Annotated in this window: 25 protein-coding genes; 7 read left to right on the top strand and 18 right to left on the bottom strand. The window is 62.4% G+C overall.

Annotation, left to right across the window (positions count from 1 at the left end; genetic code table 11):
* The first annotated feature begins 246 nt into the window (after positions 1-246).
* Positions 247-885, top strand: a complete 639-nt coding sequence (locus LQ220_RS07735) for an NAD(P)H-dependent oxidoreductase (protein WP_230187727.1) — start codon at positions 247-249, stop codon at positions 883-885.
* On the opposite strand, the gene LQ220_RS07730 is transcribed toward LQ220_RS07735, so the two are convergent.
* The 4 genes from LQ220_RS07730 to LQ220_RS25015 all read right to left on the bottom strand — a co-directional run bounded on the left by LQ220_RS07730 (position 868) and on the right by LQ220_RS25015 (position 3,530).
* Positions 868-2,481, bottom strand: coding sequence for a bifunctional aminoglycoside phosphotransferase/ATP-binding protein (locus LQ220_RS07730; protein ID WP_230187726.1), 1,614 nt, complete (start codon positions 2,479-2,481; stop codon positions 868-870). The two genes, LQ220_RS07735 and LQ220_RS07730, sit on opposite strands and share 18 nt — an antisense overlap.
* On the bottom strand, positions 2,481-2,972 hold the full coding sequence (locus LQ220_RS07725; protein ID WP_230187725.1) for an Hsp20/alpha crystallin family protein: 492 nt from the start codon (positions 2,970-2,972) through the stop codon (positions 2,481-2,483). Before LQ220_RS07725 ends, LQ220_RS07730 begins: the two co-directional genes overlap by 1 nt.
* Positions 2,973-3,005: 33 nt before the next feature.
* On the bottom strand, positions 3,006-3,227 hold the full coding sequence (locus LQ220_RS07720; protein ID WP_230187724.1) for a hypothetical protein: 222 nt from the start codon (positions 3,225-3,227) through the stop codon (positions 3,006-3,008).
* Positions 3,228-3,356: 129 nt separating this feature from the next.
* A complete protein-coding gene (locus LQ220_RS25015) occupies positions 3,357-3,530 on the bottom strand; it encodes a hypothetical protein (RefSeq protein WP_354957296.1) in 174 nt (57 codons plus the stop codon).
* On the opposite strand from LQ220_RS25015, the gene LQ220_RS25010 reads away from it, so the two are divergent.
* The 3 genes from LQ220_RS25010 (at position 3,531) to LQ220_RS07700 (ending at position 6,121) form a co-directional block, all read left to right on the top strand.
* The gene (locus tag LQ220_RS25010) at positions 3,531-5,135 is read left to right on the top strand and encodes a zinc-dependent alcohol dehydrogenase family protein (RefSeq protein ID WP_354957294.1); all 1,605 of its coding nucleotides are present in this window, start codon (positions 3,531-3,533) and stop codon (positions 5,133-5,135) included.
* Positions 5,132-5,758, top strand: a complete 627-nt coding sequence (locus tag LQ220_RS07705) for a hypothetical protein (protein WP_230187723.1) — start codon at positions 5,132-5,134, stop codon at positions 5,756-5,758. The genes LQ220_RS25010 and LQ220_RS07705 overlap by 4 nt, the downstream gene beginning before the upstream one ends.
* Positions 5,759-5,899: 141 nt before the next feature.
* Positions 5,900-6,121 carry an SDR family oxidoreductase gene (locus LQ220_RS07700; RefSeq protein ID WP_230187722.1) on the top strand — a complete coding sequence of 74 codons (222 nt, stop codon included), beginning with the start codon at positions 5,900-5,902 and terminating at the stop codon, positions 6,119-6,121.
* 339 nt (positions 6,122-6,460) lie between these two features.
* Here LQ220_RS07700 and LQ220_RS07695 read toward each other — a convergent pair whose 3' ends face one another.
* The 7 genes from LQ220_RS07695 to LQ220_RS07665 all read right to left on the bottom strand — a co-directional run bounded on the left by LQ220_RS07695 (position 6,461) and on the right by LQ220_RS07665 (position 12,885).
* Positions 6,461-6,973 carry a MaoC family dehydratase gene (locus LQ220_RS07695; RefSeq protein WP_354957291.1) on the bottom strand — a complete coding sequence of 171 codons (513 nt, stop codon included), beginning with the start codon at positions 6,971-6,973 and terminating at the stop codon, positions 6,461-6,463.
* On the bottom strand, positions 6,970-7,287 hold the full coding sequence (locus LQ220_RS07690; protein ID WP_230187721.1) for a 4a-hydroxytetrahydrobiopterin dehydratase: 318 nt from the start codon (positions 7,285-7,287) through the stop codon (positions 6,970-6,972). The genes LQ220_RS07695 and LQ220_RS07690 overlap by 4 nt, the downstream gene beginning before the upstream one ends.
* Before the next feature lie 250 nt (positions 7,288-7,537).
* Positions 7,538-7,897: a RidA family protein gene (locus LQ220_RS07685; RefSeq protein ID WP_230187720.1), complete on the bottom strand. Its 360-nt coding sequence runs from the start codon at positions 7,895-7,897 to the stop codon at positions 7,538-7,540.
* Positions 7,890-9,131: an acyl-CoA dehydrogenase family protein gene (locus LQ220_RS07680; RefSeq protein WP_230187719.1), complete on the bottom strand. Its 1,242-nt coding sequence runs from the start codon at positions 9,129-9,131 to the stop codon at positions 7,890-7,892. Before LQ220_RS07680 ends, LQ220_RS07685 begins: the two co-directional genes overlap by 8 nt.
* 7 nt (positions 9,132-9,138) lie before the next feature.
* Entirely contained in the window at positions 9,139-10,182 is a 1,044-nt protein-coding gene (locus tag LQ220_RS07675) for a phosphotransferase family protein (protein ID WP_230187718.1), read from the bottom strand.
* Positions 10,175-11,098 (bottom strand): SDR family NAD(P)-dependent oxidoreductase, encoded by a 924-nt coding sequence (locus LQ220_RS07670; RefSeq protein ID WP_230187717.1) that lies wholly within the window; start codon positions 11,096-11,098, stop codon positions 10,175-10,177. The genes LQ220_RS07675 and LQ220_RS07670 overlap by 8 nt, the downstream gene beginning before the upstream one ends.
* A 17-nt stretch (positions 11,099-11,115) precedes the next feature.
* Positions 11,116-12,885: an acyl-CoA dehydrogenase gene (locus LQ220_RS07665; RefSeq protein WP_230187716.1), complete on the bottom strand. Its 1,770-nt coding sequence runs from the start codon at positions 12,883-12,885 to the stop codon at positions 11,116-11,118.
* Positions 12,886-13,060: 175 nt separating this feature from the next.
* Here LQ220_RS07665 and LQ220_RS07660 point away from each other — a divergent pair, with 175 nt between their 5' ends.
* Positions 13,061-14,020, top strand: coding sequence for an alpha/beta hydrolase (locus tag LQ220_RS07660; RefSeq protein WP_230187715.1), 960 nt, complete (start codon positions 13,061-13,063; stop codon positions 14,018-14,020).
* Here LQ220_RS07660 and LQ220_RS07655 read toward each other — a convergent pair.
* Together LQ220_RS07655 and LQ220_RS07650 are read right to left on the bottom strand one after the other, a co-directional pair.
* Entirely contained in the window at positions 13,998-15,020 is a 1,023-nt protein-coding gene (locus LQ220_RS07655) for a LysR family transcriptional regulator (protein ID WP_230187714.1), read from the bottom strand. The two genes, LQ220_RS07660 and LQ220_RS07655, sit on opposite strands and share 23 nt — an antisense overlap.
* A gap of 6 nt (positions 15,021-15,026) precedes the next feature.
* Positions 15,027-15,368: a hypothetical protein gene (locus LQ220_RS07650; RefSeq protein WP_230187713.1), complete on the bottom strand. Its 342-nt coding sequence runs from the start codon at positions 15,366-15,368 to the stop codon at positions 15,027-15,029.
* 200 nt (positions 15,369-15,568) lie between these two features.
* On the opposite strand from LQ220_RS07650, the gene LQ220_RS07645 reads away from it, so the two are divergent.
* Positions 15,569-16,162, top strand: a complete 594-nt coding sequence (locus tag LQ220_RS07645; protein WP_230187712.1) for a nitroreductase — start codon at positions 15,569-15,571, stop codon at positions 16,160-16,162.
* Between the two features lie 26 nt (positions 16,163-16,188).
* Here LQ220_RS07645 and LQ220_RS07640 read toward each other — a convergent pair whose 3' ends face one another.
* A complete protein-coding gene (locus LQ220_RS07640; RefSeq protein ID WP_230187711.1) occupies positions 16,189-16,965 on the bottom strand; it encodes an FCD domain-containing protein in 777 nt (258 codons plus the stop codon).
* 155 nt (positions 16,966-17,120) lie between these two features.
* On the opposite strand from LQ220_RS07640, the gene LQ220_RS07635 reads away from it, so the two are divergent.
* Complete coding sequence (locus tag LQ220_RS07635; RefSeq protein WP_230187710.1) at positions 17,121-18,038, top strand: dihydrodipicolinate synthase family protein; 918 nt, start codon at positions 17,121-17,123, stop codon at positions 18,036-18,038.
* A gap of 37 nt (positions 18,039-18,075) precedes the next feature.
* Here the strand turns inward: LQ220_RS07635 and LQ220_RS07630 are convergent, their stop codons facing one another.
* From LQ220_RS07630 to LQ220_RS07615, 4 genes are read right to left on the bottom strand one after another with little or no spacing between them, the layout of a single operon-like run.
* The gene (locus LQ220_RS07630) at positions 18,076-18,945 is read right to left on the bottom strand and encodes a Coq4 family protein (RefSeq protein ID WP_230187709.1); all 870 of its coding nucleotides are present in this window, start codon (positions 18,943-18,945) and stop codon (positions 18,076-18,078) included.
* 35 nt (positions 18,946-18,980) lie between these two features.
* Entirely contained in the window at positions 18,981-20,714 is a 1,734-nt protein-coding gene (locus LQ220_RS07625; RefSeq protein WP_230187708.1) for an amidohydrolase family protein, read from the bottom strand.
* A 57-nt stretch (positions 20,715-20,771) separates the two neighbouring features.
* Positions 20,772-21,908 carry a 3,4-dihydroxy-2-butanone-4-phosphate synthase gene (gene ribB / locus LQ220_RS07620; RefSeq protein WP_230187707.1) on the bottom strand — a complete coding sequence of 379 codons (1,137 nt, stop codon included), beginning with the start codon at positions 21,906-21,908 and terminating at the stop codon, positions 20,772-20,774.
* Positions 21,908-23,110, bottom strand: coding sequence for an acetyl-CoA C-acyltransferase (locus LQ220_RS07615; RefSeq protein ID WP_230187706.1), 1,203 nt, complete (start codon positions 23,108-23,110; stop codon positions 21,908-21,910). Before LQ220_RS07615 ends, ribB begins: the two co-directional genes overlap by 1 nt.

The raw sequence follows: 23,110 nt of genomic DNA, 5'->3' as shown, positions 1-23,110 counted from the left end.
TCCCCGCCCAATCTTCAGTCGGGCGGTATCTGATGGTTTGCCTGCGCCGCATGGTGTCGAAGCTGGCCGAGACAGATGAATCGTCTTGGTCTGGAACCCAATTAACAACGCCAGTGGGGCATACCCTGCGCAACTCTATTGTGATTCTCGCGTAGGGGTCTGCGCGCTGCCTCTACGTAACATTCCCAAAATCTTATCCCGCGCGACGCACATAAGTTCCCGTTAGATGCGAACAGGAGGAAAACCATGAGCGCGCACAAAACACCCAAGCATAGCATAATCGTTTGCCATCCCTCCCGGGACAGCTTTACCTGCACCGTGGCGAACCGTTACGCGCTCGCGGTACAGCGCGCCCGCCATGAAGTCGTTTTGCGCGACCTCTACGCCATAGGTTTCGATCCGGTGCTCAAGGACGCCGAACGGCCGTCCACTAATGGTTCAGTGCTCGCGGACGATGTGGAAAAAGAGCTCTCTCTTCTTGCCGGTTCGGACATCTTCGTTCTGATTTATCCGATCTGGTTCGGCCTGCCGCCTGCAATGCTCAAGGGCTATGTCGATCGCGTGTTCGGCGCTGGCTTCTCGCATCGCGCGGTGCGCGAGCAGATGATGCATCCGCTGATGACCGGGAAAGCTCTACTCAGCTTCACCTCGTCGGGATCGAGCCGCGCCTGGCTTGAGGAGCAGGGCGCTTACGAGTCGCTACGCACCGTCTTCGATACCTATATACGCCATGCATTTTCACTCGCGAGTGCACGCCACGTACATTTCCCGAACATCGTCGAGAACAGCAAGAAGAGCTATATCGACGAATGTCTGTTCGACGTTGAGGAAGAAGCCCGCGAGGCAGCGGCGGCTTTGCTCCTACCTTCACTCGACCGGAAATGAGGTGCGATCACACGCACATGTGATTGCGGAATGCTGTGGACGCAGCGAAAGCCCCAGAGCGGCGGCACCGTTTGCCCGCAAGCTGGCGACAGTCCCGACCGTATCGAGGCAAGTCCAGGGGTCGGAAAGCGGGACGGGGGCGTCGGTCTGTGACCGGGCCACGGTAAGATCCGCATCGGATGCTTCGGGCGGCCGCGCTTCGACGCGCGCGAACCGCTGGCGTTCATCGAGCCGCAGCCAAAGCCCATTAAAAGCGACGCCCGCTTGGCGCGCGACCTCTGCAATCCGATCACGTTCGTCATCCCGTCTGAACGTAGCGTCTGCTATCACGCTCTGCCCGGCAGCGAGTGCCTGCGTGGCTAGTCGCTCTATTTCGCGATAGACGGTTTGCGCGGTGCCTGCCGTGTAACTGCGGGGCGGTAGCCGCACCTCCGGCGCCACGCCAGCGATCCGCTTGCGTAGGACATCGCTGCGCAAGATGCGGGCCCCTGGCGCGCGCCCGATATGGCAGCCCAGTGCGCGGGCCAGCGTAGACTTGCCCGTTCCCGACAGGCCTCCGATCGCGACGAGACGCGGATCGGGGGCCGCCATCACACACTCGGCAAAATCAAGGTAGCGCAGCGCGCGCTTGGCCGCATCGCCAGCATCGCCCTCTTCCCTTGCCTGCGCCGCCTCGACATGCGCGCGCACGCACGCGCGCACGGCCAGGAACAAGGGCATGAGCCCGACAGCGGCCTCATCGAAGGCCGAAAGGTCAAGGTAGCGATTGTAAATGAGGTTTGCGGCACCCGCATACCCCTGTTCCCAAAGATCCATCAACAGGAAGGCGAGATCGTAGAGAACATCGCATGTTGCCAGCTCATCATCGAATTCGAGGCAATCGAACGGCACCAGTCGGCCATCGATCACAGCGATGTTGGCAAGATGCAGATCGCCATGACAATGGCGGACCTTACCCTCGCGACGACGTACGTTGAGGAGTTGGGAATGGTCGTCGAGGGACGCATAGAGCGTCCGGTTGACACCGGCGACACGGTCGGGTGGCAGCAGCTGCGAAAAGCGCGCCATCGCCCGGGCATTGCCGTCGATGACCGTGCGCAACCGCGTCGATCCGCATGGCACGTCGGCAATGGCTGCCCTGCGGTGGAAATCCACCAGCGCATCGGCGAGATCGCCCAGAGCCCCGTCATCGACGGCATCTCTTGCCAATGCATGCGAAAGGAGGGCATCGTCAGGGAACCGGCGCATTTCCAATACCCAGTCCCTGGCCGGCCCCTCGCCGTCAAGCGTGAGGCCGCCTTGCCCGTCATCCTGGATTGGATGGACAGCAACATATAGATCGGGCGCCGTCCTGCGATTTAGCCTAAGCTCGGCGTCCAGTGCGGCCTTGCGTTTCTCAGGCGTCGAGAAGTCGAGATAGCCAAGGTTGACCGGACGCTTGATTTTCCAGGCGCGGTCGCCGTGGAGAAAGATGCTTGCGGCATGGGTATCGATACGCTCAACCGGCCCCGGAGCGGCGAACGCCGCCCCGCAGGCCAGCCAAGTCGAGACATCGGCCCCATGGCGTTGCTCAACAGGGGCCGATGCCGCAGGCATCAATGTTCGATCATGATCTTGTGTGACCGGGCGGCTGCCTTTTCGTCCTTGGCCAACATGACCTGCAGCACACCATTTTCGAACTTTGCCCCTATCGCATTGGCATCGACGTCAGTTGGAAGCGCAATCTGGCGTGTGAACGTGCCGTAACGACGCTCGCTCATATAATAGCCACCATCCTTGCGTTCGGACTGCTCCTTCTTTTCGCCGGAGAGAATCAAGACGCCGTCGACCACTTCGAGGTGGACGTCGTCGGCAGTAAGCCCGGGCAGTTCGACGGACAGGCGATACTCCTTCTCCCCGACGGTCATTTCAAGCGCGGGAACAAGGCCGGTCGATCTGGGACCGAAGTTGAAGATGCTCGGCGCAAGACGGCCAAAATCCTCGAAAAGGCGGTCGATTTCGCTGCGGATCCATTGCATGGGCCCACCATCCGCGGGCAAGTTGCCGGCTGAGGGCGTGCGGGTCTTCACGGGGATCCTCTCATTCATGGCTAGCTCCATTCTTGGTGTGAACTCGGCAGGTCAGGCGAAGAGCCCAGGTTGATCGGCTGCGTCGAACGGCTCCGGCACGACTAGTTGGTTGTGTTCGTCGCAATGTTCGTGCGGCTTGGGGGCATGTACGAGCGCCTGAACGGCTGTCAGCCACCACTCCGAGGCGAGGAGAAAGGGCGCCTCGAGCAATTCTTCGGCTTCGCGCCAGAGCGTTTCGGGGAGCGTGTTCTTCGGGGTTGGCTGGGTAGTCATTATCGCCTCCTGTCGAGCATGACCACATTATGGCCCACCTTTGCGCAGCAATATTGGTAGTGATACTTAAGGAGCGCGCAGGCTAGGCACAAGAACCGCTGCATTCTCGATCTGACCGGCGCGAAGCGCCTAGAGCGCGTCGTTCGCTTGGTCCAGTGGATAAAGCCTGACGCTTGGTTTCAGGCCGGACCGGTCAGCGGCCTCGAGAAACGATGTGCCGTCGTCGCGGGTGAGATCGGCGACCGAGACGATTCGACGTTCGCCCCACAGAGTCGCGTAGGGAAAGGCCGAAATGTCGCTCATGTGGATGCCGGCGCAGGCGACCGTCCCGCCCTTGTCGACAGCCTGGAACGCAACGAGCACGAGCGCCCCGACCGGGGCAAAGATGAGAGCCGCATCGAGAGGAACGGGCGCTGCATCGCTGGAGCCGCCCGCCCAGATGCAGCCGAGCTACCGGGCAAAAGCCTGCCCGGCAAAGTCGCCGTCACGCGTGAAGGCAGAGACCTAACGGCCCTACCAAAGCGCAACCTGCGCCAGAATATGCGCAGTGCCGCCGAAGCCGTAGAGCACGATCTTCCGTGCGTCTCCAGCAAAGCGCAGCGCGCACCAGCCGATAAGACCTGCACACAGCAGGGGCGCAGCCTCCACGTCGGAGAAGCGCTCAGGCAGGACGAAGCAAAAATGGGCATGGGCGATGGCATGGGTCGCATAGCCGCCATCGAGGGTGGCACCGGTGAACTCTGCCTGATCGCGGCTCGCCTGCCGCTGTCCGTGAATCTACTGATTTTCCGTCAAGCCTCTTTGGCCGATCAGGCGATCGAGCGGCGGGGAATTCTCCTGAGCCGCGATCGACAGAGGCAGACATTCATTATGAAAGCGCTTGTCTATCAGGGACCGGGGGCCAAGGCGCTCGAAGACCATGCCAAACCCTGCGTCATCGAAGCCGGCGACGCAGTCGTACGGATCACCCACACCACCATTTGCGGTACCGATCTTCACATCCTCAAGGGGGACTTGCCCAGCTGCACGCCCGGTCGAATCCTCGGCCATGAGGGCGTGGGCGTGATCGAAAGCGTGGGCGTAGGGGTCACCGCTTTCAAGCCGGGCGACCATGTTTTGATATCCTGCATCACATCCTGCGGTCGCTGCGACTATTGTCGGCGCGGCATGTATTCCCATTGTGCGACCGGCGGATGGCTCCTGGGCAATATGATCGACGGGACGCAGGCGGAATATGTCCGAATTCCGCATGCGGACACCAGCTTATACCCGATTCCGCCCGGTGCCGACGAGGAAGCGCTGGTTATGCTCAGCGACATCCTCCCCACGGGCTTTGAATGCGGCGTGCTTAACGGCAAGGTGTCGCCCGGCGGCACCGTGGCCATCGTCGGCGCCGGGCCGATCGGCCTTGCCTGCCTGCTGACGGCGCAATTCTATTCGCCGGCGCAGATCATCATGGTCGATCTCGACGACAACCGGCTGGATGTCGCCAGGCGCTTCGGGGCGACCGATGTGATTAACAGCACGGCTGGCGACCCCGTCGCGGCCGTCAAGGCGCTGACGGAAGGACGCGGCGTCGATACCGCGGTGGAGGCTGTCGGCCTGCCAGCTACCTTCGCGCTTTGCCAGGACCTTGTGGCGCCCGGGGGGATCATCGCCAATGTCGGTGTGCACGGGGTCAAGGCCGATCTGCATCTCGAGCGCTTATGGTCGCAGAACATAGCAATCACGACGCGTCTGGTGGACACGGTATCGACCCCGATGCTCCTCAAGACCGTGACCGCGAAAAAGGTCGATCCAACCCAATTGATCACGCACCGCTTCTCGCTGGCCGACACCCTTGCGGCTTATGACACCTTCGGCCGCGCCGCGGAAACACATGCGCTCAAGGTGCTCATCACCCCATGACGGCGCGCATGGAAGAGATTGCCCGCGAGATCGTTCGCCTGCAGACGGAACTGGACAGGGAGATAGAGCGCAAGCGCAAGGCGCTAGGCTGGTCATTAAAGGAGCACCTTGTCCATTTTGAGCAGGGTATCGTGGCCGAACAGCGCCGCTTGCGGACGGGTGTCGCGACTTTTCTTGCACGCTCGTCCTTCACAATCATCCTCACCGCGCCCGTCATCTATTCGATGATCGTTCCGTTGGTGCTTCTCGATCTTTGGGTGAGCGCCTATCAGGCGATCTGCTTTCGGGCTTATGGAATCGTCCCGGTGCGCAGGGCGGATTATCTGGCGTTTGATCGTGGCCGGCTTGCCTATCTGAACCGGATCGAAGCGCTGAATTGCCTCTATTGCGGTTATGGCAACGGGGTCATCGCCTATGCCCGCGAGATTTCCAGCCGGACCGAGCAATATTGGTGCCCAATCAAACATGCCATCCGCATCTCCGATCCCCATCAGCGCTATTATGAGTTTCTCGAATTTGGCGATGCGCAGGGCTATAGGACACGGCTCGATGCGTTCCGCGCCGAACTGCGTCGCGCGCCTGACGATGAAGCGCCCATTGTCGGACCTCCGGTTGCCGGCTGACCATCGATCTTGATCTCAAGCCATCTGGGGCGCCCTTCACGCGAACCGGCGTGCGAATGCAAGCATCCTGTCTTGTGCGCCTCTCCGGATCATTGCGTAACGACTGGCATCGGGGCGGCCATATGCGAAGCGCTTCAGGCAATGGGCTCCCGAGTGGCGGCCACATATGCCGGAAATGCCGAACGCACCGCAGCCTTTACCACGCGAACCGGAATCAAAACCTATTCCTTCTCGGTCGCCGACCACGACGCCTGCGCCGCGGGCGTAGCTGCTGTCACCCGGGATCTCGGCCCGATCGACATACTGGTCAACAATGCCGGAATTGGCGCGATGTTCGCCAGTCGCAACCGTGCACAAGCGTAGGCCGACGACGTTCGTATCGTCGTACAGCAGTTGACCCGGGGTTGGTTTGTCGATCAGTCCCAGCATATAGAGCAATGAGGCGAGCCATCTCGCTATATCTCCCGGGCGCCGGATGTACCTATCGAGCAAGGAGATGCGGAAAGGGCTGCGCTTCCTTGACGATGCCCGCAGAACCGCTCTGGACGGCCAACGCTTTTCACCCTGTATCCGTCCCCTCCCCTAGGATCACAGGTCCTCGGACAAAGGGTGGTTGGCCACCAAGCCTCGCCAGCAATCGACTTGGATTCGCAGCGACTATTCGAAACACTCGCTCAAGCTTGGTAAGGCTAAGTCGGGAGTTCAATCCTCCCCGGCCGCACCAGCATCTGCCCCCCAGTGCACTACAGGTTCGGATATGCTTTTGCGGGTTATCCACCTGGCGATCAGCGCTGGCTTGGCGCCATGTTCGATTTCCACTACAACATCCCAATACGCCTGCCACTGTCCGGGGGCCTTTTCTTCGAGCAGGTTTAGCGCGAACCGCCCCCGTACGCGGTCGCCCGAAGGAACCGGTGACAGAAAACGAATTTTGTCGAAGCCATAGTTGAGGCTCATGCCTTCGCCTTCGACAGGCGGGACGGCATCGTAGAACATTGCCGAAAGTAGCGACAGGCTGAGGAAGCCGTGCGCGATCGTGCCGCCGAAAGGCGTAGCGACCGCTTGCTGCGGATCGACATGGATGAACTGACGATCCTCGGTCACATCGGCAAAGGCGTCAATCCGCGTTTGATCCACGATGAACCAACGCGACAAGTGAGACGCCTCCCCAGCCATTGCCATGAAAGCGTCCAGCGACATGGGTGACTGGGTCATATGAGATGCCCCTCAGTAATGGACCATGGCGCAACCGCGTCGATCGCCTGGGCGAGAGCTACGTCGCGATGTGAGAGGCCGGTGGCGTCATGTGTGGTCAGCACGATCTCTACCCGATTATAGACATTCGACCACTCAGGATGATGATCAGCCTTTTCAGCGATCAGGGCGACGGTGGCCATGAAACCGAAGGCTTCCGGGAAATTGGCGAACAGCAATGTGCGCGTTAGAGCGTCGCGGTCGGGTGTTGCTGTCCAAAGCGGCAACGCGGTAGCCAAGCCTTGCCGTTCCTCTGCCGTGAGTGCGCTGACCATAAATTCTCCTCCATAGCCTGCTTGCGCTATGCATTGTGCCGGGCTGACGACCATTGCCGTTGCAGTAGATCAGCGGTCGCGTCGCGGCATATCTCAACGGTCAGGCGGCCAGCCGGGCGCGTACCATCCGCCGGGTGCAGGATTGCGGGGCGCCATCCTGCATCCGGCGCCAGACCGAATGCGCAGCAAAGGCATTGCGCGGCTGGGGCAATTGGCACTCGCGATGGCGATGAAGCCGGCGTAAGCGGGGCTATACAGGCAACGCCGCGCTGACCGCGATCTCCAGCGCATAGGCCGGATTGGCGAGGACAGTCTGGATCGTCGTGCGCGTGGGCGCACAGCCCGGCACGATCCAGCGGTCCCAGGCCGCGTTGACGTCGGCCAGATAGGCGATATCGGCTAGATACAGGTTGGCAGTGAGCAGGCGCGACCGGTCGGTGCCCGCCTCGGCCAGCAGCGCGTCGATCCGTTCGAGTATCTCGCGCACCTGATCGGACACGGGACTGCTGCGATGGTCGATCGCGACCTGACCGGACAAGTGTACGACGCCGCCATGGACGACCGCACCGCTCATGCGCGGATTGCCCTGCAAGCGGATGATCTCAGGCATGCGCGCCACCGTTTGCCATGCGGCGATATTCGATTCGGGCGATAGCGCGGTTATGCACCTCGTCCGGCCCATCTGCGAGGCGCAGCGAACGCGCGAGCGCGTAGGCTGCGGCAAGCGGGAAATCCTGGCATACGCCACCGCCGCCGTGTGCCTGAATTGCATCATCGATGATCTTGAGCGCCAACCGGGGACCAGCGACCTTGATCATCGCGATCTCGGCCTGCGCCACTTTGTTGCCGACCTTGTCCATCATGTCGGCGGCCTTCAGGCAGAGCAGCCGGGTCATCTCGATATCGGTGCGCGCCTCGGCGACTCGCTGTTCCCAGATCGATTGGTCGGCGATCCGCTTCCCGAACGCCTCGCGCGCGAGCAACCGCGCCACCATCGCGTCGAGAGCCATTTCGGCAAGGCCTATCGCGCGCATACAATGGTGGATGCGCCCTGGGCCGAGCCGACCTTGCGCGACTTCGAACCCCCGCCCCTCGCCCAGCACGATATTGGCCGCGGGGACCCGTGTATTGTCGAACGTCACTTCACAATGGCCATGCGGCGCGTCGTCATAGCCCATCACCGTCAGCGCCCGGCCGATCGTGACGCCCGGCGTGTCGACAGGGACGAAAATCTGGCTGTGTCGCGCATGGCGCGGGGCGTCAGGATCGCTGACCCCAAGTACGATCAGCAATTGGCAGCGTGGGTCTCCCACGCCCGAAATCCACCATTTCCTGCCGTTGATCACATAATCGTCGCGCTGCCGCTCAATCCGGGTCGCGATGTTGGTTGCGTCCGAACTGGCGACCGCGGGTTCGGTCATCGCAAAGGCGGAGCGGATCGTACCGTCCATCAGCGGGCGCAGCCAGCGCGCCTTTTGTTCGGGCGTACCGTAACGGTGCAGTACCTCCATATTGCCGGTATCGGGCGCCGAACAGTTGAATATCTCCGACGCCCAGGGAATGCGCCCCATTTCCTCGGCGCAAGGTGCGTAGTCGAGATTGCTCAAGCCAGCGCCATGATAGTCGTCGCTGTCATGCGTCGACGGGGGCAGAAACAGATTCCACAGCCCTTCCGCTTTGGCTTTCTCCTTCAGCTCTTCGATCACAGGCAGCACGCGCCAACGGGTCGGCCCCTCGTCAATCTCAGCACGGTAGCGCGCCTGCGCGGGGGCGACATGCTCGGTCATGAAGGCGCGGACGCGGCCGGACCAATGGGTCTGTGTGTCCGAAAAGGAGAAATCCATGAACTGATCAGTTCCTTGTCTGTGCGAGGGCGAGCGCGGCGATGCGCTCCATCTGCTCGACTGCCTGAGCCGCCTGCGGCGAGGAGGCCGTGCCTCTGATAAGCCGCCCCTTGATGCCGTGGATGATCGCCGCCAGCCGGAACAGGCTGAACGCGACATAGAAATTGAGGCCATCGATCCCGTCACGACCTGTGCGACGGCAATAGGCAGCGATATAATCGCCCTCGCTCGGAATATTGCAGGCCCGCAGATCAAGCCCGGCAAGGCCGGTCGAATATCCCGGCGGCATACGATAGACCATCAGATGATAGCCGAAATCGGCGAGGGGATGGCCGAGTGTCGACAATTCCCAGTCGAGCACCGCGATCACACGTGGCTCAGTGGGATGGAACAGCATATTGTCACAGCGGAAGTCGCCATGGACGATGCTCGCTTCCTCGCCGGGCGGGATATTGGCGGGCAGCCATTCTATCAGTGCATCCATCGCAGGGAGGCGGCCCGCGTCGGCGTCGTCCCGATATTGCCCGGACCAACGGCCGATCTGCCGCTCGAAATAATTTCCCGGACGGCCATAGTCGTCCAGCCCGATGGCGGCGGGGTCCAAATTATGCAGACGCGCGATCGTGTCGTTCATCGCGTCGAAATAAGCGGGCCGGTCGGCGTCAGGCACTTCGGGGAAAGCGGTGTCCCAGAAATTGCGGCCTTCGACCAGTTCCATGACGTAGAAGGCGGTACCGATGATGCTGTCATCCATGCACAGGCCAAAGGTCGCGGGGACGGGAAAGCCCGCGCCGTGCAGCGCCGAGATCACCCGATACTCGCGATCGACTGCATGCGCGCCCTTCAGCAGCACACCGGGAGGCTTGCGGCGCAGCACATAGTTGCGACCCGGCGTGCCGAGCCGGTAAGTGGGATTGGACTGTCCACCCGAAAATTGTTGCACGTCGAGCGGCCCGGCAAAGCCCGGTACGGTGTCCGCCATCCAGTTGGCCAGCGCCGCCTCGTCGAAGCGCTGCGCTGCGCGGACCGGAGCAAGCGCAGCGTCAACCATGCGCGGCGACCCTGTCCTTATCGAAGGCGCGCGACATCTCGAAGTGCGGCTGTTCGAGCCCGGTGGCTGGGACAATTTCGCCGGTGCGGTCCCTGATGCGGTCAAGGCCAGCGAGCACTTGCTCCGCCGCACAGTCGCCGCCGCCGACATAGAGCCCCTGCGTCAGCGTGATATGGGCACATTCAAAACTACCCGCACCCGCGCACATGATCATGCCGTTGGGCGCATCGTCGCACACCAGTGCCAGCATCGCCGGTGCGACGAAGGCGGGATCAAGCGCGGCCAGATCTGCCTCGCTCATAACGTCCGCGGTCATGCGCGTCGCTGCCGACGGCGCGAGGCAATTGACATGGACGCCATATTTCGCCCCCTCCTGCGACAGCGTCTTCATGAAGCCGACCAATGCCAGCTTGGCTGCGCCATAGTTGGACTGGCCAAAATTGCCGTAAAGACCCGATGAGGACGTCGTCATCAGGATGCGGCCATGGCCCTGCGCGCGCATCGGTTCCCACGCCGCCTTGGTGCAATTGACCGATCCCATCAGATGCACGTCGATCACCGTGCGGAAGTCGGCAAGGTCCATTTTGGCGAAGCTGCGGTCACGCAGGATGCCGGCATTGTTGATCAGTATGTCGACCCGGCCCCACTGGTCGATTGCCTGGGTGACCATCGCCATCGCCTGTTCTGCGTCGGTAACACTGGCGCCGTTGGACAACGCTTCCCCACCTGCCGCGCGTATATCCTCCACGACCGCTTCGGCCATTGCGCTGCTGCCACCGCTGCCGTCGCGCGCTGCACCAAGGTCATTGACCAGCACCTTCGCACCGCGCTTCGCCAGAAGCAGCGCGTGGGCGCGGCCGAGACCACCGCCCGCGCCGGTCACGATCGCCACACGGCCCGTCAAGTCTATTGTCATGCTGTCTGCTCCGATGGTCAGATGAAGGAGGAAGGAAGGGTAGCGAGAAGATCGCTGCCGGATTCGACTGGCCGCAACCAAGCGTCGATCCGGGGCAATTCGCGCTCCATGAAATAGCGGCTGGCCCATAGCTTGCCGCCGCGAAAGGGATCGTCCGGGGTGCCGATGCATAGCAGTGCTCGGTCCAGCCATAGCCAGCCCGACACGCCGTGGCCGAAGGCGCGTAATACTGACGTCGCGTGGACTGCGGCCGCTTCTGGGCCGTAGGCCGCGAGAACGTCATAGGCGTCGCTAAGACGGTCCCACCAGGCGGCGAGCATGACGGCCTGTTCAGGCAAGGAGCTTTGCGCCCGACGGCAAGTATCGGCGACGCGGGCGCGCAGCAGCGCCAGCGCTGCGCCATGGTCGCGCAGCAATTTGCGACCCACAAAATCGAGGCTCTGTATGCCGGTCGTGCCCTCGTGGATCGGATTGAGCCGATTGTCGCGCCACAGCTGCTCAACGTCGAAGTCGCGGGTATAGCCGTATCCGCCATGGACCTGAATCGCGATGTCATTCGCCGCCAGCCCCCATTCCGACGCCCAAGTCTTGGCGATCGGCGTGAGCAGGCCCAGTAGCGCTTCAGCATCCTCGTCCCCGCGCGCCGCCTCGTCGCTCAGCCGCGCGCAATACAGCACCAGTGCGAGCGCGCCTTCGGCATAGCATTTGGCGGCAAGCAGCATATCCTTGACGTCGGGATGTTCGATGATCGGCGCGGCGGGGTCGGTTGCGCCGGGCGGGCGGCCCTGCACGCGCGCCTGCGCATAGCGCACCGCAAGCCGGTATCCGCGGTAGCCGAGCGCCGCCGCGCCGAGACCGACGCCGATCCGCGCTTCGTTCATCATCCGGAACATCTGCGGAAGCCCCTGCCCCGGCTCGCCAACCATCCAGCCGATCGCGCCTGCCGCGCCGCCGGGCCGGTGGACGCCCTCGCCCAAATTCATCAGGCAGTTGGTGGTGCCGCGATAGCCCATCTTGTGATTGAGACCAGCGATGGCAATGTCGTTACGGTCGCCATCGGGCAGCGCGCGCGGCACGATAAACAGCGATATGCCCTTCGTGCCGGGCACCGGCCGCCCCTGTGCGTCCGGCACCTTGGCGAGGACGAGATGGACGATATTGTCGGCGAGGTCGTGATCACCGCCCGATATCCACATTTTGTGACCAGTTAGGCGATAGCGCGCACCAAGTTCCTCACTACCATCAGGGACCGCCCGCGTGGCAATGTCGGCAAGGTTGGATCCAGCCTGCGGTTCGGACAGACACATGGTGCCGAACCAGCGGCCGGCGATCTGCGGTAGTGCGAATGTTTCGATCTGCGCCGCGCTACCAAATGTTGTAATCAGTCGCGCGTTGGCGATGGTCAGCATCGGATAAGCGGCAGTCGCGACATTAGCCGCAAGGAATTGCGCGAAGGAAGCGTTGGCAAGCAATCCTGGCAGTCCCATGCCGCCGACATCTGACGAAAAGCTCGCCGAGAAGAGGCCAAGTTCTGCATAGCGCCGCAAGGCCGCGCCGATTGCGGGCAGCGCATGTGCGCCGTCGGCGTCCATATAGGGTTCCTGCCTGTCGGACTCCTTGTAATGGGAAAGGAAAGCTTCCGCCGCGAGCCGCTCCGACAGGTCGAGTATCTCCTCCGCCATGACGCGGTCGATCCCCTCGCCCGACCCGTCGAACATATCCTCCAGCCTGAGCCAGTCCCACAGCAGGAAGTTCAGTTCGTCGCGCGATATCAGTATGTCGCTCATCATTCTCCCAACGGCGGCACTGAGCGCACTCCACGGTGTCTTCCAATCATGCGGCCATAAGAAGTGGGGGCAATGCCGTCGAATATCAAAGCCATATCGAAGGCATCGAAAAACGGCATTTGCGATACCCGCCCGTTCCCCACAGCCTGCGGCCGACACATAAGGATGAACGACGATGGTCGACAAGGGCGAAGGGAAGCTTCACCCCGATATGCAGGCGATGCTCGACCGCCGCGCGGCGCTTGGCCTGCCCGGTTTTGCCGCCGGGTCGCCCGATGACGCGCGGCGCACCTTCGCTCAGTCGCAGACGGCGTTGCCGCCCGACCGGGGCGCGCACATAGCGTTGGTCGAGGATATCGCAATTCCCGCGGCGCATGGGGCAATAGCAGCACGGCGCTATATCGCACGACCGGGGGCCGTGGGGGGCCGCATTCTGTATTTCCACGGCGGTGGATGGGTGTTCGGCACGCTCGATGGGTTCGATGCGGTCTGCCGCGATCTGGCCCAAGCCACTGGTGCCGAAATCATCAGCGTGGATTACCGTCTCGCGCCCGAGCATCGCTTTCCCGCGGCGATCGACGATGGCTGGACTGCGTTGCTGGCGTACAGCGATGCGCGTCCGCTGGCCGTGATGGGGGACAGCGCCGGCGGCAACATCGCCGCGGCGCTTGCCCTGCGCGCCCGCGACATGGGCGGGCCGAGCATTGACCTGCAAATATTGCTCTATCCGGTGTTGTCGCCTGATTTCGAGCGCGAGTCGGTGACGCGCTATGGCGGGGGCGACCATTTTATCTCGCGCGCAGACCTCGCCTGGTTCTGGGATCATTATGTGCCCGGCGATCAGCGCACCACCCCCTATGCAGCGCCGCTTGCCGCCGAAGGATTTCAGAGCCTGCCACCGGCGATCATGGTGCTGGCCGGATGCGACCCCCTACACGACGAAGGCGAAGCCTATGCGCGGGCGCTGGACGAAGCCGGGGTCACAGTCACGCTGCGCGATCATGCTGACATGGCCCACGGCTTCTTCACGTTGGTCGGACTGCTCAAGCGTGCGGACGAAGAAGTCTCGGCGGTCGGTACGCTAATCAGGACTCAGTTCGCCAGCACAGCCGTCATTCAGCCGGAGGCGCGTTGATCCGATCGGTCACGAGCGAGACGAAATGATCGATCAACGGTGAACTTCGCTGCTTTGGCCACAACATGCTGATCAGCAGCGGCAGGTCGAGATCGACGAGGTCGCGCAGCACAATACCCGGCGGTGTGCGTCGTGGATCGGCTGCAGTGATGATGCCGAGACCGATGCCGGCTGCCGCCAATTCATAAGCGATGTCGACCGCCATCACCTCTACCGCTATGTCGGGCGAAACCCCCTGTGCGTCGAACGCGGCGATCAGCCGATCATACAGGCGCGGCGATATATGGCGCGCGGGCCACAGCAAGGGTTCGCCGCCGATGTCCCGCAACGTCAGCACCGACTTTGCGGCAAGCGGATGCGTATCCGGTAAAGCTACGACAAACTTGTCATGGCCAATATACAGTGAGGAGAAATGCTCGCTGTCGGTCGCCTCGTCGATAACGAAGGCGACGTCGATCTCATCCGCCACCATTCGCGTGCGTTGGGTGTCGGAGGGGAGCGGAAAGGCACGTAGTTCTACCTCAGGATAGAGCGCGCGGAATTCGCGAAGAACGATTGGCAGCACGGGCCGCCGCAACATGGCTTCGGAAAAGGCGACGCGCAACGTGCCGAGGTCGCCCCGTGCCACGCGCCGGACGTGACGGCCTGCATCCTCAATCGAGAGCAGGATGCGCCGCACGTCTTCGGCCAGCGCCCGGCCGGCGGCGGTGATCGCGACGCCGCGTGCCTGCCGTTCGAACAGTTCGACATTCCCCAGTTCGCGTTCAAGGTCGGCAATCCGTCGCGATAGCGCGGACTGCGCGATATTCAGCCGGTCGGCGGCACGGTGGAGATTCTGCTCCTCGGCTACCGCCAGGAAATAGGGGAAGTGCTTGGCAATTCGTAGCGTTCGGAGCGTGGCGACTTCGCGAGGGACGGCAGGCTCAGACGGGGTGGACATGGCGCGGTTCAGCTTTGCTTGCGAGTGACCGGTCAGCGTCGCATCAATTTCACAGATCATGACCGGTTACGCCAGCGCAACGCGCACAACGGCGCGCAGGCAGATGATGTCCTGAGCGCGCCCCAATATCTCGACATCAGCTTGGTTGCTGCCGTCCAGATGCCGAGCAAGAACATGCCCGGCAACGGTGTCCGGCGTGAGCCCGCCGGCGGGCTGGTGCAGCGAGACGAGCGATGCCCGGGGCGAACCCGACCATTGGCGGACAAGATCGCACATGCAATCGCCGATCGCACCGGCACCATCGACTGATTGCGTCAGGCTGACGGGCTGGCCAAGACGGATATCGGAAAATCGGACGTGCGAGCGCGCCTCAATATTATGGGCAAAGCGGTTCTGGGCCAACGACATCGATGTCTCCATTTTATATCTATCTTTTATATCATAAGAGCAAGGCAACGCCAGAGTCAATCGCGTGGTTATCAGACGACTTCTGCTGTCAATCTAATGGCCGATTTTTGCGTTAGGGGGGCTCATACCTTCCTAAAAAAAGCCGCTCTTTACTATTAAAGATAGTTATAGCAGAGAGGCGACCTATCAGGAGATTTCGCATGGCAACATTGAACGAACCTTCGTCCACCAATGCACAGAGTTTCGCCGCCAGTCTTGCGGCGCGACGTTCGCCCATGCCCGATGCGCTGGTCGCGCCCGGCCCTGGCCGCGCAGAGATAGACAGCCTAGTCGAAATAGCCTTGCGCGTACCCGACCATGGCCGACTGGGACCCTGGCGACTGATTTTGATCGCGGGAGACGCCAAGAAGCGTTGGGTCGACCGGCTGATGACGCTTGCTGAGGCGCGTGAGGACACGGCCAAGGTCCGCGTCAGCACGCGCAAGCTCTCGTCCGCGCCGCTGGCGGTCGTGGTGGTGTCGGCGGCTATCGCGGGGCATAAAGTGCCCGAATGGGAGCAATGGCTTTCAGCGGGCGCGGTCTGCATGAACATCCTCAATGGCGCGCATGCAATGGGCTATGGCGGGCAGTGGCTAACCGGCTGGCATGCCTATGACCCGCAGGCGACGTCCATGCTGGGGCTGGACGAGGGGCAGAAAGTTGCCGGCGTCATCCTGATCGGCACGATCGCCGAGGCCGCGCCCGAACGCCAACGCGCAAGCGCAGATAGCGTGGCCCGCTGGCTGGACATCTGACCATGCGGATCTCCGGCATGGTCCCGTCAATGCCGCAGGGCGTCCGCCATGACAGTGGCCGCCGTGTCAAAACCGTGCCGACGCTCGTCGCCACCTGCGGTATAATGCTCACGGATCGCGCGCTCGACGCTTTGTGCGTCGCCCTCTTCGATCGCGCGATAGATGCGTTCATGTTCGCGCGCGAGGGACAGCCGCACGGAGCGGTCGGCGAACGAGCCATGCACCAACTTGCTGCGGGCAAGCACATCGACCTGAGCCGACCAGAGATTTTCGAGCGCGCCGACGACGAGGCTCATCGTCTCATTGCCGCAATTGCTGACCAGCTCGGTATGGAAAGCGCGTGCCAGACCGATGAAGGTGTTGGGATCGTCAATAGCAGCCATACAGGCGTCGATATTGGCGCGCAGCTGCGGCAGCACCGTCGTCTCTCGATCAGGACGCAACGCCGCCTGGGCCGCGCAGGCGGGTTCGAGCTGACGCATGCCATCGGACAGGTCCATCAGGCTGACCGAGCGCGCCTGAAGCACGAGTCCGAGCATGTAGGCGGCGGTGCCCGGATGGGGGACATGGATGATCGCGCCGCCGACATTGCCGCGCAACACGGTGATGAGCCCCTCAGTCTCCAGTATGCGGAAGGCTTCGCGGATGGCGGGCGGGCTGACGCCAAATTCGGTCAGCAGCTCTTCCTGCTTGGGCAGCATGTCGCCGTCCGCCAGGGCGCCCGACAGGATACGCGCGCGCAGGCTGGACGCCACAATTTCGGCCACGCGCGGCTGGCGCAGTCTTTTCTTGGGGGCCTTCATACCGCTGCCCCCCCATCGGCTGCGTGCATAACGTCCATCGATACCAATCGAAAAAGCATGAAAATTCCCTGTAGGCTCACCCCTTTGCAATAGGCCCTACTGCAATCTTTGCAAGTTCAAGCGCCCAAGACCCAAAAACCAGTCAGGAGAGACATATGACCGCCGACACGGACCGCTATCAGGTCTTCACGATTAGCATCACGCCCTTTGCTCAGGATGGGTCGATCGATGAGGTGGCGCTGCGACGGCATCTGGCGAAATTCGCCGGGTCGGGCGTCGGGGTCTATGTCGGCGGCGGGGGCAGCGGGGAAGGGTATACACTCTCGCGCGACGAGACAGCGCGGCTGCTCGCAATTGCAGTCGAGGAACTGAAGGGTAGGACGTCGATCCGCGCAATGGGTGTGGAGCCGCGGACGGCACGCCAGATGATCGACTTTCTCGACCTGGCGAAGCACGCAGGGGTCGACGCTGCGCAGGTCTATTCGCTCGACGTCGGCCATGGGCATGTGCCGACACCGCGCGAGCTTGGCGCCTATTTCGACGAAGTGCTGTCGAACAGCGACATTCCCGCAATCCTCTCGACCCACCAGTCGGTTGGCTATACGATTCCGGCGCCGGTGATCATTGACCTTTTCAATCGTTACGACCGGCTGATCGGCCTCAACATCAGTCATCAGGATCCGGGCTATCTGCGTACGCTGATCGACGCGCTGGGCGAGCGGGCCGACATCTGCGTAGGCGGGCCGCATCTCGCGCCGCTCGCGCTGGCGCTGGGCGGACATGGGTTCCTGACGTCGGAGGGCAATCTGGCGCCGCGCTTGTGCCGCAGTGTGATCGACGCGGCGCATGCCGGCGACAATGCCCTCTTCCTGGAGCGGTGGGGGAAGCTGATGCGACTGTTCATGGCGCTATACGGGAATGGCGGCATCCGCGTGACCAAGGCAGTGCTGGAGCATCAAGGACTCGCCGGTGGCTATCCCCGCTCCCCCCGCCTGCCGTCCGAACCCGAGGCACTGACCAACGCGCTGGCGGTGGTCGAGGAGATCGGCCTGGCCGAGATCGAAGGCTGGTGACGCTTTTCTTGCAGTCCGACGTAACCGACGCGCAGCGCTATTCAGCCGCGACTGCGTCGGGCTGCAAGGGCGGCGGTTCCAGAGTAGCCGATCGGTCGTCCCAATAGGCCGACTCGCGCGCCGTATCGATCGACCGCGCACCGCGCACCCCGAACTTGCGACGCGCTTCCTCCAGCGGCAGGTCCATATATTCCTCGTAGCGCGGTAGAAACAGCGCGTCAGAGTCGCGACCGACATTCATCGCATAGCTCGCCAGATCCCACATGGTCGTGAACAGCTCAGGATAATGGAGCGGTCCGCGCATGAACATGGGGATGGTGAGCAGCGTGTTCTGCACGTTGAGTAGCCCGGCCAGCTCGGGCGTGAAGTGGCGGAAGAGATTCCCATATTTAAGGAATGCGGGCATGATCTCCCCTATTCCGTCGAAACCGCCGCCACTCAATATGTGCATGATGTCGTGGATCTGCACACCGCGAAGGAAGAAATACTCGAAGCTGGAGCGTGGCTCAAAGGTCGGTATGATGTCGACCTGCATGTTGCCGCTGGACAGCCACGCATACCAGATCCCGCCCACCGAGCCTTCGGGACAGGATTTCATGTCGTCGCGCGTTATGCGCGACAGCCATCGGTCATCGAGCCAGCGATCGAATTCAGGCCAGTCGCGGCGGGCCTCGTCGAACAGGGCTTCGATGCGCGTGTGGTCCTGCACCTCGCGCACCGCCTCGATCAGAGGCGGGATGCCATAGGTGTTAGGACAATCGCGGCCGTTGCGTTTGAGGCACTGGTTCGTGACCCACTCGCGGATGCGATAGTCGTTCAGATATTTCGACGAGCTGATGAGAATGCTGCTCGGCGTCTCGATTACCTGTCGGCCGCGCTGCAGATATGGAAGATCCTCGTCCTTCATGGCGTCTCTCCTGTCATTGTAGTGCACGGCGACGATCAGGCTGCCTCGACCGCCTGCCGCTGGACAACGGGGCCGACCATCGCGCCCGGCAATGCGCCGGTGAACGCGCCGTTTTCAAAGGTCGGCACCCCGTTTACCAGCGTCAGCCGCATCGGCGCGGCGTCGCGGGTAAAGCGCCAAGTATTGCCGCCCTCACCATCGGGCACGTCGAACACGCGCTTCAACGGCTGTTCACTGATCTCATCGAGATTGAACACAGCGATGTCGGCGCGATACCCGGCCTTCAAGACGCCTCGATCAGCGAAGTTGAAATGATCGGCGACCTTGCCGGTCATCACCGCCACCGCTTCCTCCAGCGTCAGCTCCTTATTCTTGTAGAATTGCGTGAACAGCAGAATATTTTCGCCGCCGCCACACAGCATCTGGCCATGTGCGCCAGCATCGGAAATGCCGCCAACGGTCTTGGGATCCTTCAGCATCTCGACCGTCTTTTCATGCATCATTGGGTGCGGCGTACGGCTGACAATCGACTCGACGCCGTTGGCGATCACCCAGTCGGCCAGCGCATCGGCCGGATGGACGCCGCGCTGGGTAGCCAGATCCCCGAGGCTGAGCCCGGTCGGCCCCGCGCCAGTTTCGCTGTCGTTGAGTAGCATCATGTCAGGATTGGCGACGAGCGACTGCTTATAGGCCTTGTTATCCCAGCTGTCGCGGGCGCGGGCGCGGAAATCGGAATCGTTGAGCAGAGCGAGCTTCGCGTCCACGGTCGGGGCCTGAACGACTTCGTGCCAGACATATTCGTTCGCCTGCGCGAAGGATGAGGAGGAGAAGAAATTAAGCGCGGTCGTGGGGGGCACATGGCCGAAGCTGGGCCAGAAATCCAAGTCCTCGGTCTTCTGTCGTTGAGTGATCGCCCAGGTCTTTTCACGGATATCGTCCTGAAAGCGCAGCAGTGCGCCGGCGCCGGCCATCTGCACACGCACGCCGGTGCCGCGCGCAAGGCGGCCCAGCCGCTCCATCTGCTCGGGCGCTTCCAGATGGAAGAAGGTATCAAGAATGACCTGGAGCTGCGTGCCCTTATAGCGAGCGAGCACGCCGAACAGGGCGGTCCATTCGGCATCGTCAGCCATCTTACTGGGGATAGGTCGACCCTCGCTGTCGTCGTCGAGCAAGTTGGAGGACATGCCGAGTGCGCCCGCCTGCAGCGCGTCCTCCAAATAAGCGCACATCTGCTTGATCTCATCCGGCGTCGCTGCGCGATCCCAGGCGGCCATCCCCATCACGGCCAGCCGGATCGCGATATGACCGACATAACCGGCGATATTGCACGCAGTTCTGGCATTGCGATCCAGCGAATCCTTATATTCCGACCAGGTGCGCCAGTCCCAGGGCAACCGGTCGAGGAACGGCTTGATCGGCACTTCTTCGAAAAAGGTGAAGATCTTGACCATCTCCATCCGCACATCGGGATCATCCGACACTGGGGCGGCGGTGAAACCACAATTGCCGATAACCGCAGTGGTAACGCCGAAGCCAGGCAGCGGATCAAGACTGGGCTGCCACCACATCACCGCGTCCATATGGGTATGGGCCTCGATAAAGCCGGGCGTCACGATGCAATCGGTCGCGTCGACGATCCGCTCGCCGGCAGGGTCCAGGTTCTGGCCAATTTCGGCGATCAATCCATCGCGTACACGGACATCGGCCGCGTAGGACGGCGCGCCTGTGCCATCAACTACGGTGCCGTTGCGAATGAGAATATTTGTCATGAGCTCTCCTATCTCCTGATGACGCGAATAGTCCACATTATTTATAAGATTGCAATGTTAGATGTTTGGCAAGTTCCGGACTCGCTCGATCTCGATGCCATGCCCTTCCAGTCCGACGAAATTCGTGTCGCTGTTGGTCAACAGCACAATGCGGTGGATATCGAGGTCGTTGAGGATCTGGGCACCGATACCAAATTCGCGCAAGGCGACCGTCCGTCCGCCACTTTCTTCGCGGCCCTGCTGGCGCGCGCGAATGACGCAGGCGACGATGTCGGGCGCTGGCGAACTGAGGATCACGATGACCCCGCTGCCTTCCTCAGCAATCGCAGCCATCGCGCGATCCAGCATGCCGCCGCGGGCATCCTGCTCGGCGAACAGGTCGCCCATCGGGGAATGGACATGCATGCGCACCAGGGTCGGGCCAGCGGGATCGATCGCGCCCTTCACCAGCACGGCGATCTCGCCGCCCGTCACTTTGTTGCGATAGCTGATGACGCGCCATTCCCCGCCCCAGCGGCTGGAAAATGTCATCTCTTCCCCCCGTGCGACCAGATGGTCGTTGCGGCGGCGGTAGGCGATCAGGTCACGGATAGTGCCGATCTTCATAAGATGCTTCTGCGCAAACGGAATAAGGTCGTCGAGACGGGCCATCGCGCCGTCGTTTTTCATGATCTCGCAGATCACCCCGGACGGGTTGAGTCCGGCGAGGCGCGCAACATCGACCGCCGCCTCGGTATGCCCGGTGCGCACCAGTACGCCACCATTACGCGCAACCAGGGGGAACACATGGCCCGGCGTCACGATGCAGTCCGGCCCTTTCGACGCATCGATCGCAACTGAGATGGTCCGGGCGCGATCGGCGGCGCTGATTCCAGTGGTCACGCCTTCGCGGGCCTCTATCGATACGGTGAACGCGGTTTCGTGTCGCGTCTCGTTGGCCGGACTCATCAGGCCAAGGCCCAGTTGTTCAACCCGCTCCTGCGCCAGCGCCAGGCAGATCAGTCCGCGTCCGTGCGTCGCCATGAAATTGATTGCATCGGGCGTCGCCATCTGCGCCGGGATGACCAGATCGCCTTCATTCTCACGATCTTCGTCATCGACCAGGATGAACATGCGGCCATTCCGTGCCTCGTCGATGATCTCCTGCGGACTGGCGAGGAAGGAGTGCGGTAGGGCCGCTGGCAACGCGCCCATCACAGCACCTCGAACAGGCCGGCCGCGCCCATGCCGCCGCCGATGCACATCGTCACGACCACATGGCGCACACCGCGCCGCCTGCCCTCTATCAACGCGTGACCCACCATACGCGCGCCCGACATGCCGAACGGGTGGCCGATCGCGATCGCGCCGCCATCGACATTGAGCAGTTCGTCCGGAATGCCTAGCCGGTCGCGGCATGGCAGAACCTGTGCGGCAAAGGCTTCGTTGAGTTCCCATAGGCCGATGTCGCTGATCTTCAGCCCCTGCCGTTCGAGCAGGCGGGGGATCGCATAGAGCGGTCCGATCCCCATTTCTTCGGGGGGGCATCCGACCACGGCCATTCCGCGATAGACGCCCAGCGGAGACAGCCCTTCGCGCGCCGCGACACCGGCTTCCAGAAGCACACAGGCGGCCGCGCCGTCGGACAACTGGCTGGCATTGCCCGCGGTAACATATTGGCCCTGCGTAACAAGATCGCCGCCCGACCAGACTGGTTTCAGCGCAGAAAGCCCCTCGATAGCGGTGTCCGCTCGCGGCCCCTCGTCGCGATCCAATGTGATTTCGCGCTCGCTGACCGTGCCCGTCGCCTTGTCCGTCACCAGCATCCGCGTCGTTAACGGGGCGAGCTCGGCATCATAGCGCCCAGCGGCGTAGGCGGCGGCGGTGCGCTGCTGGCTTTGCAGCGCATAGGCGTCCTGAGCCTCCCGGCTCACACCATAGCGTTGCGCGACAAGCTCGGCAGTTTCGATCATTGGCACATACATATGGGGGCTATTCGCCAGCACGGCCTGCGACACCGCGCGATAGTCATTCTTGTGCGCATTCTGGGTGAGGCTGATCGATTCGACGCCTCCGCCGACGGCGACTTCCATGCCGTCATGGATAATCTGCTTCGCGGCGGTTGCGATCGCCATCAAACCCGACGCGCACTGGCGATCAAGCGACATGCCAGCGACGCTCTCCGGCAGGCCCGCCGCCGCTGCGGTCAACCGCCCGATATTGTATCCCTGCGTGCCCTGCTGCGCTGCGCAGCCCATCACCACATCCTCGACCCGCGCCGGATCGATCCCAGCGCGGCGGATCGCCTCCGCCACGGCATGACCTGACAGCAACGGCGCTTCGCTATCATTGAAAGCGCCGCGATAGGCCTTGCCGATCGGAGTGCGGGCGGTGGAGACGATGACAGCTTCGCGCAT

This window comes from Sphingobium sp. CECT 9361 (genome assembly GCF_918741285.1).
GTDB lineage: Bacteria > Pseudomonadota > Alphaproteobacteria > Sphingomonadales > Sphingomonadaceae > Sphingobium.
This window is presented reverse-complemented; position numbering and strand designations above follow the sequence as displayed.

Excerpts from the sequence above, each read along its gene's own strand:
- LQ220_RS07625 (WP_230187708.1), bottom strand. The coding sequence starts at position 20,714 with ATGACAAATATTCTCATTCGCAACGGCACCGTAGTTGATGGCACAGGC.
- LQ220_RS07650 (WP_230187713.1), bottom strand. The coding sequence starts at position 15,368 with ATGTCGTTGGCCCAGAACCGCTTTGCCCATAATATTGAGGCGCGCTCG.
- LQ220_RS07690 (WP_230187721.1), bottom strand. The coding sequence starts at position 7,287 with ATGGTCAGCGCACTCACGGCAGAGGAACGGCAAGGCTTGGCTACCGCG.
- ribB (WP_230187707.1), bottom strand. The coding sequence starts at position 21,908 with ATGGGCGCGTTGCCAGCGGCCCTACCGCACTCCTTCCTCGCCAGTCCG.
- LQ220_RS07655 (WP_230187714.1), bottom strand. The coding sequence starts at position 15,020 with ATGATCTGTGAAATTGATGCGACGCTGACCGGTCACTCGCAAGCAAAG.
- LQ220_RS07680 (WP_230187719.1), bottom strand. The coding sequence starts at position 9,131 with ATGGATTTCTCCTTTTCGGACACACAGACCCATTGGTCCGGCCGCGTC.
- LQ220_RS07615 (WP_230187706.1), bottom strand. The coding sequence starts at position 23,110 with ATGCGCGAAGCTGTCATCGTCTCCACCGCCCGCACTCCGATCGGCAAG.
- LQ220_RS07730 (WP_230187726.1), bottom strand. The coding sequence starts at position 2,481 with ATGCCTGCGGCATCGGCCCCTGTTGAGCAACGCCATGGGGCCGATGTC.
- LQ220_RS07640 (WP_230187711.1), bottom strand. The coding sequence starts at position 16,965 with ATGAAGGCCCCCAAGAAAAGACTGCGCCAGCCGCGCGTGGCCGAAATT.
- LQ220_RS07685 (WP_230187720.1), bottom strand. The coding sequence starts at position 7,897 with ATGCCTGAGATCATCCGCTTGCAGGGCAATCCGCGCATGAGCGGTGCG.
- LQ220_RS07700 (WP_230187722.1), top strand. The coding sequence starts at position 5,900 with ATGGGCTCCCGAGTGGCGGCCACATATGCCGGAAATGCCGAACGCACC.
- LQ220_RS07660 (WP_230187715.1), top strand. The coding sequence starts at position 13,061 with ATGGTCGACAAGGGCGAAGGGAAGCTTCACCCCGATATGCAGGCGATG.
- LQ220_RS07725 (WP_230187725.1), bottom strand. The coding sequence starts at position 2,972 with ATGAATGAGAGGATCCCCGTGAAGACCCGCACGCCCTCAGCCGGCAAC.
- LQ220_RS07705 (WP_230187723.1), top strand. The coding sequence starts at position 5,132 with ATGACGGCGCGCATGGAAGAGATTGCCCGCGAGATCGTTCGCCTGCAG.
- LQ220_RS07695 (WP_354957291.1), bottom strand. The coding sequence starts at position 6,973 with ATGACCCAGTCACCCATGTCGCTGGACGCTTTCATGGCAATGGCTGGG.
- LQ220_RS07735 (WP_230187727.1), top strand. The coding sequence starts at position 247 with ATGAGCGCGCACAAAACACCCAAGCATAGCATAATCGTTTGCCATCCC.
- LQ220_RS07635 (WP_230187710.1), top strand. The coding sequence starts at position 17,121 with ATGACCGCCGACACGGACCGCTATCAGGTCTTCACGATTAGCATCACG.
- LQ220_RS07645 (WP_230187712.1), top strand. The coding sequence starts at position 15,569 with ATGGCAACATTGAACGAACCTTCGTCCACCAATGCACAGAGTTTCGCC.
- LQ220_RS07675 (WP_230187718.1), bottom strand. The coding sequence starts at position 10,182 with ATGGTTGACGCTGCGCTTGCTCCGGTCCGCGCAGCGCAGCGCTTCGAC.
- LQ220_RS07720 (WP_230187724.1), bottom strand. The coding sequence starts at position 3,227 with ATGACTACCCAGCCAACCCCGAAGAACACGCTCCCCGAAACGCTCTGG.
- LQ220_RS07665 (WP_230187716.1), bottom strand. The coding sequence starts at position 12,885 with ATGAGCGACATACTGATATCGCGCGACGAACTGAACTTCCTGCTGTGG.
- LQ220_RS25015 (WP_354957296.1), bottom strand. The coding sequence starts at position 3,530 with ATGAGCGACATTTCGGCCTTTCCCTACGCGACTCTGTGGGGCGAACGT.
- LQ220_RS07630 (WP_230187709.1), bottom strand. The coding sequence starts at position 18,945 with ATGAAGGACGAGGATCTTCCATATCTGCAGCGCGGCCGACAGGTAATC.
- LQ220_RS07670 (WP_230187717.1), bottom strand. The coding sequence starts at position 11,098 with ATGACAATAGACTTGACGGGCCGTGTGGCGATCGTGACCGGCGCGGGC.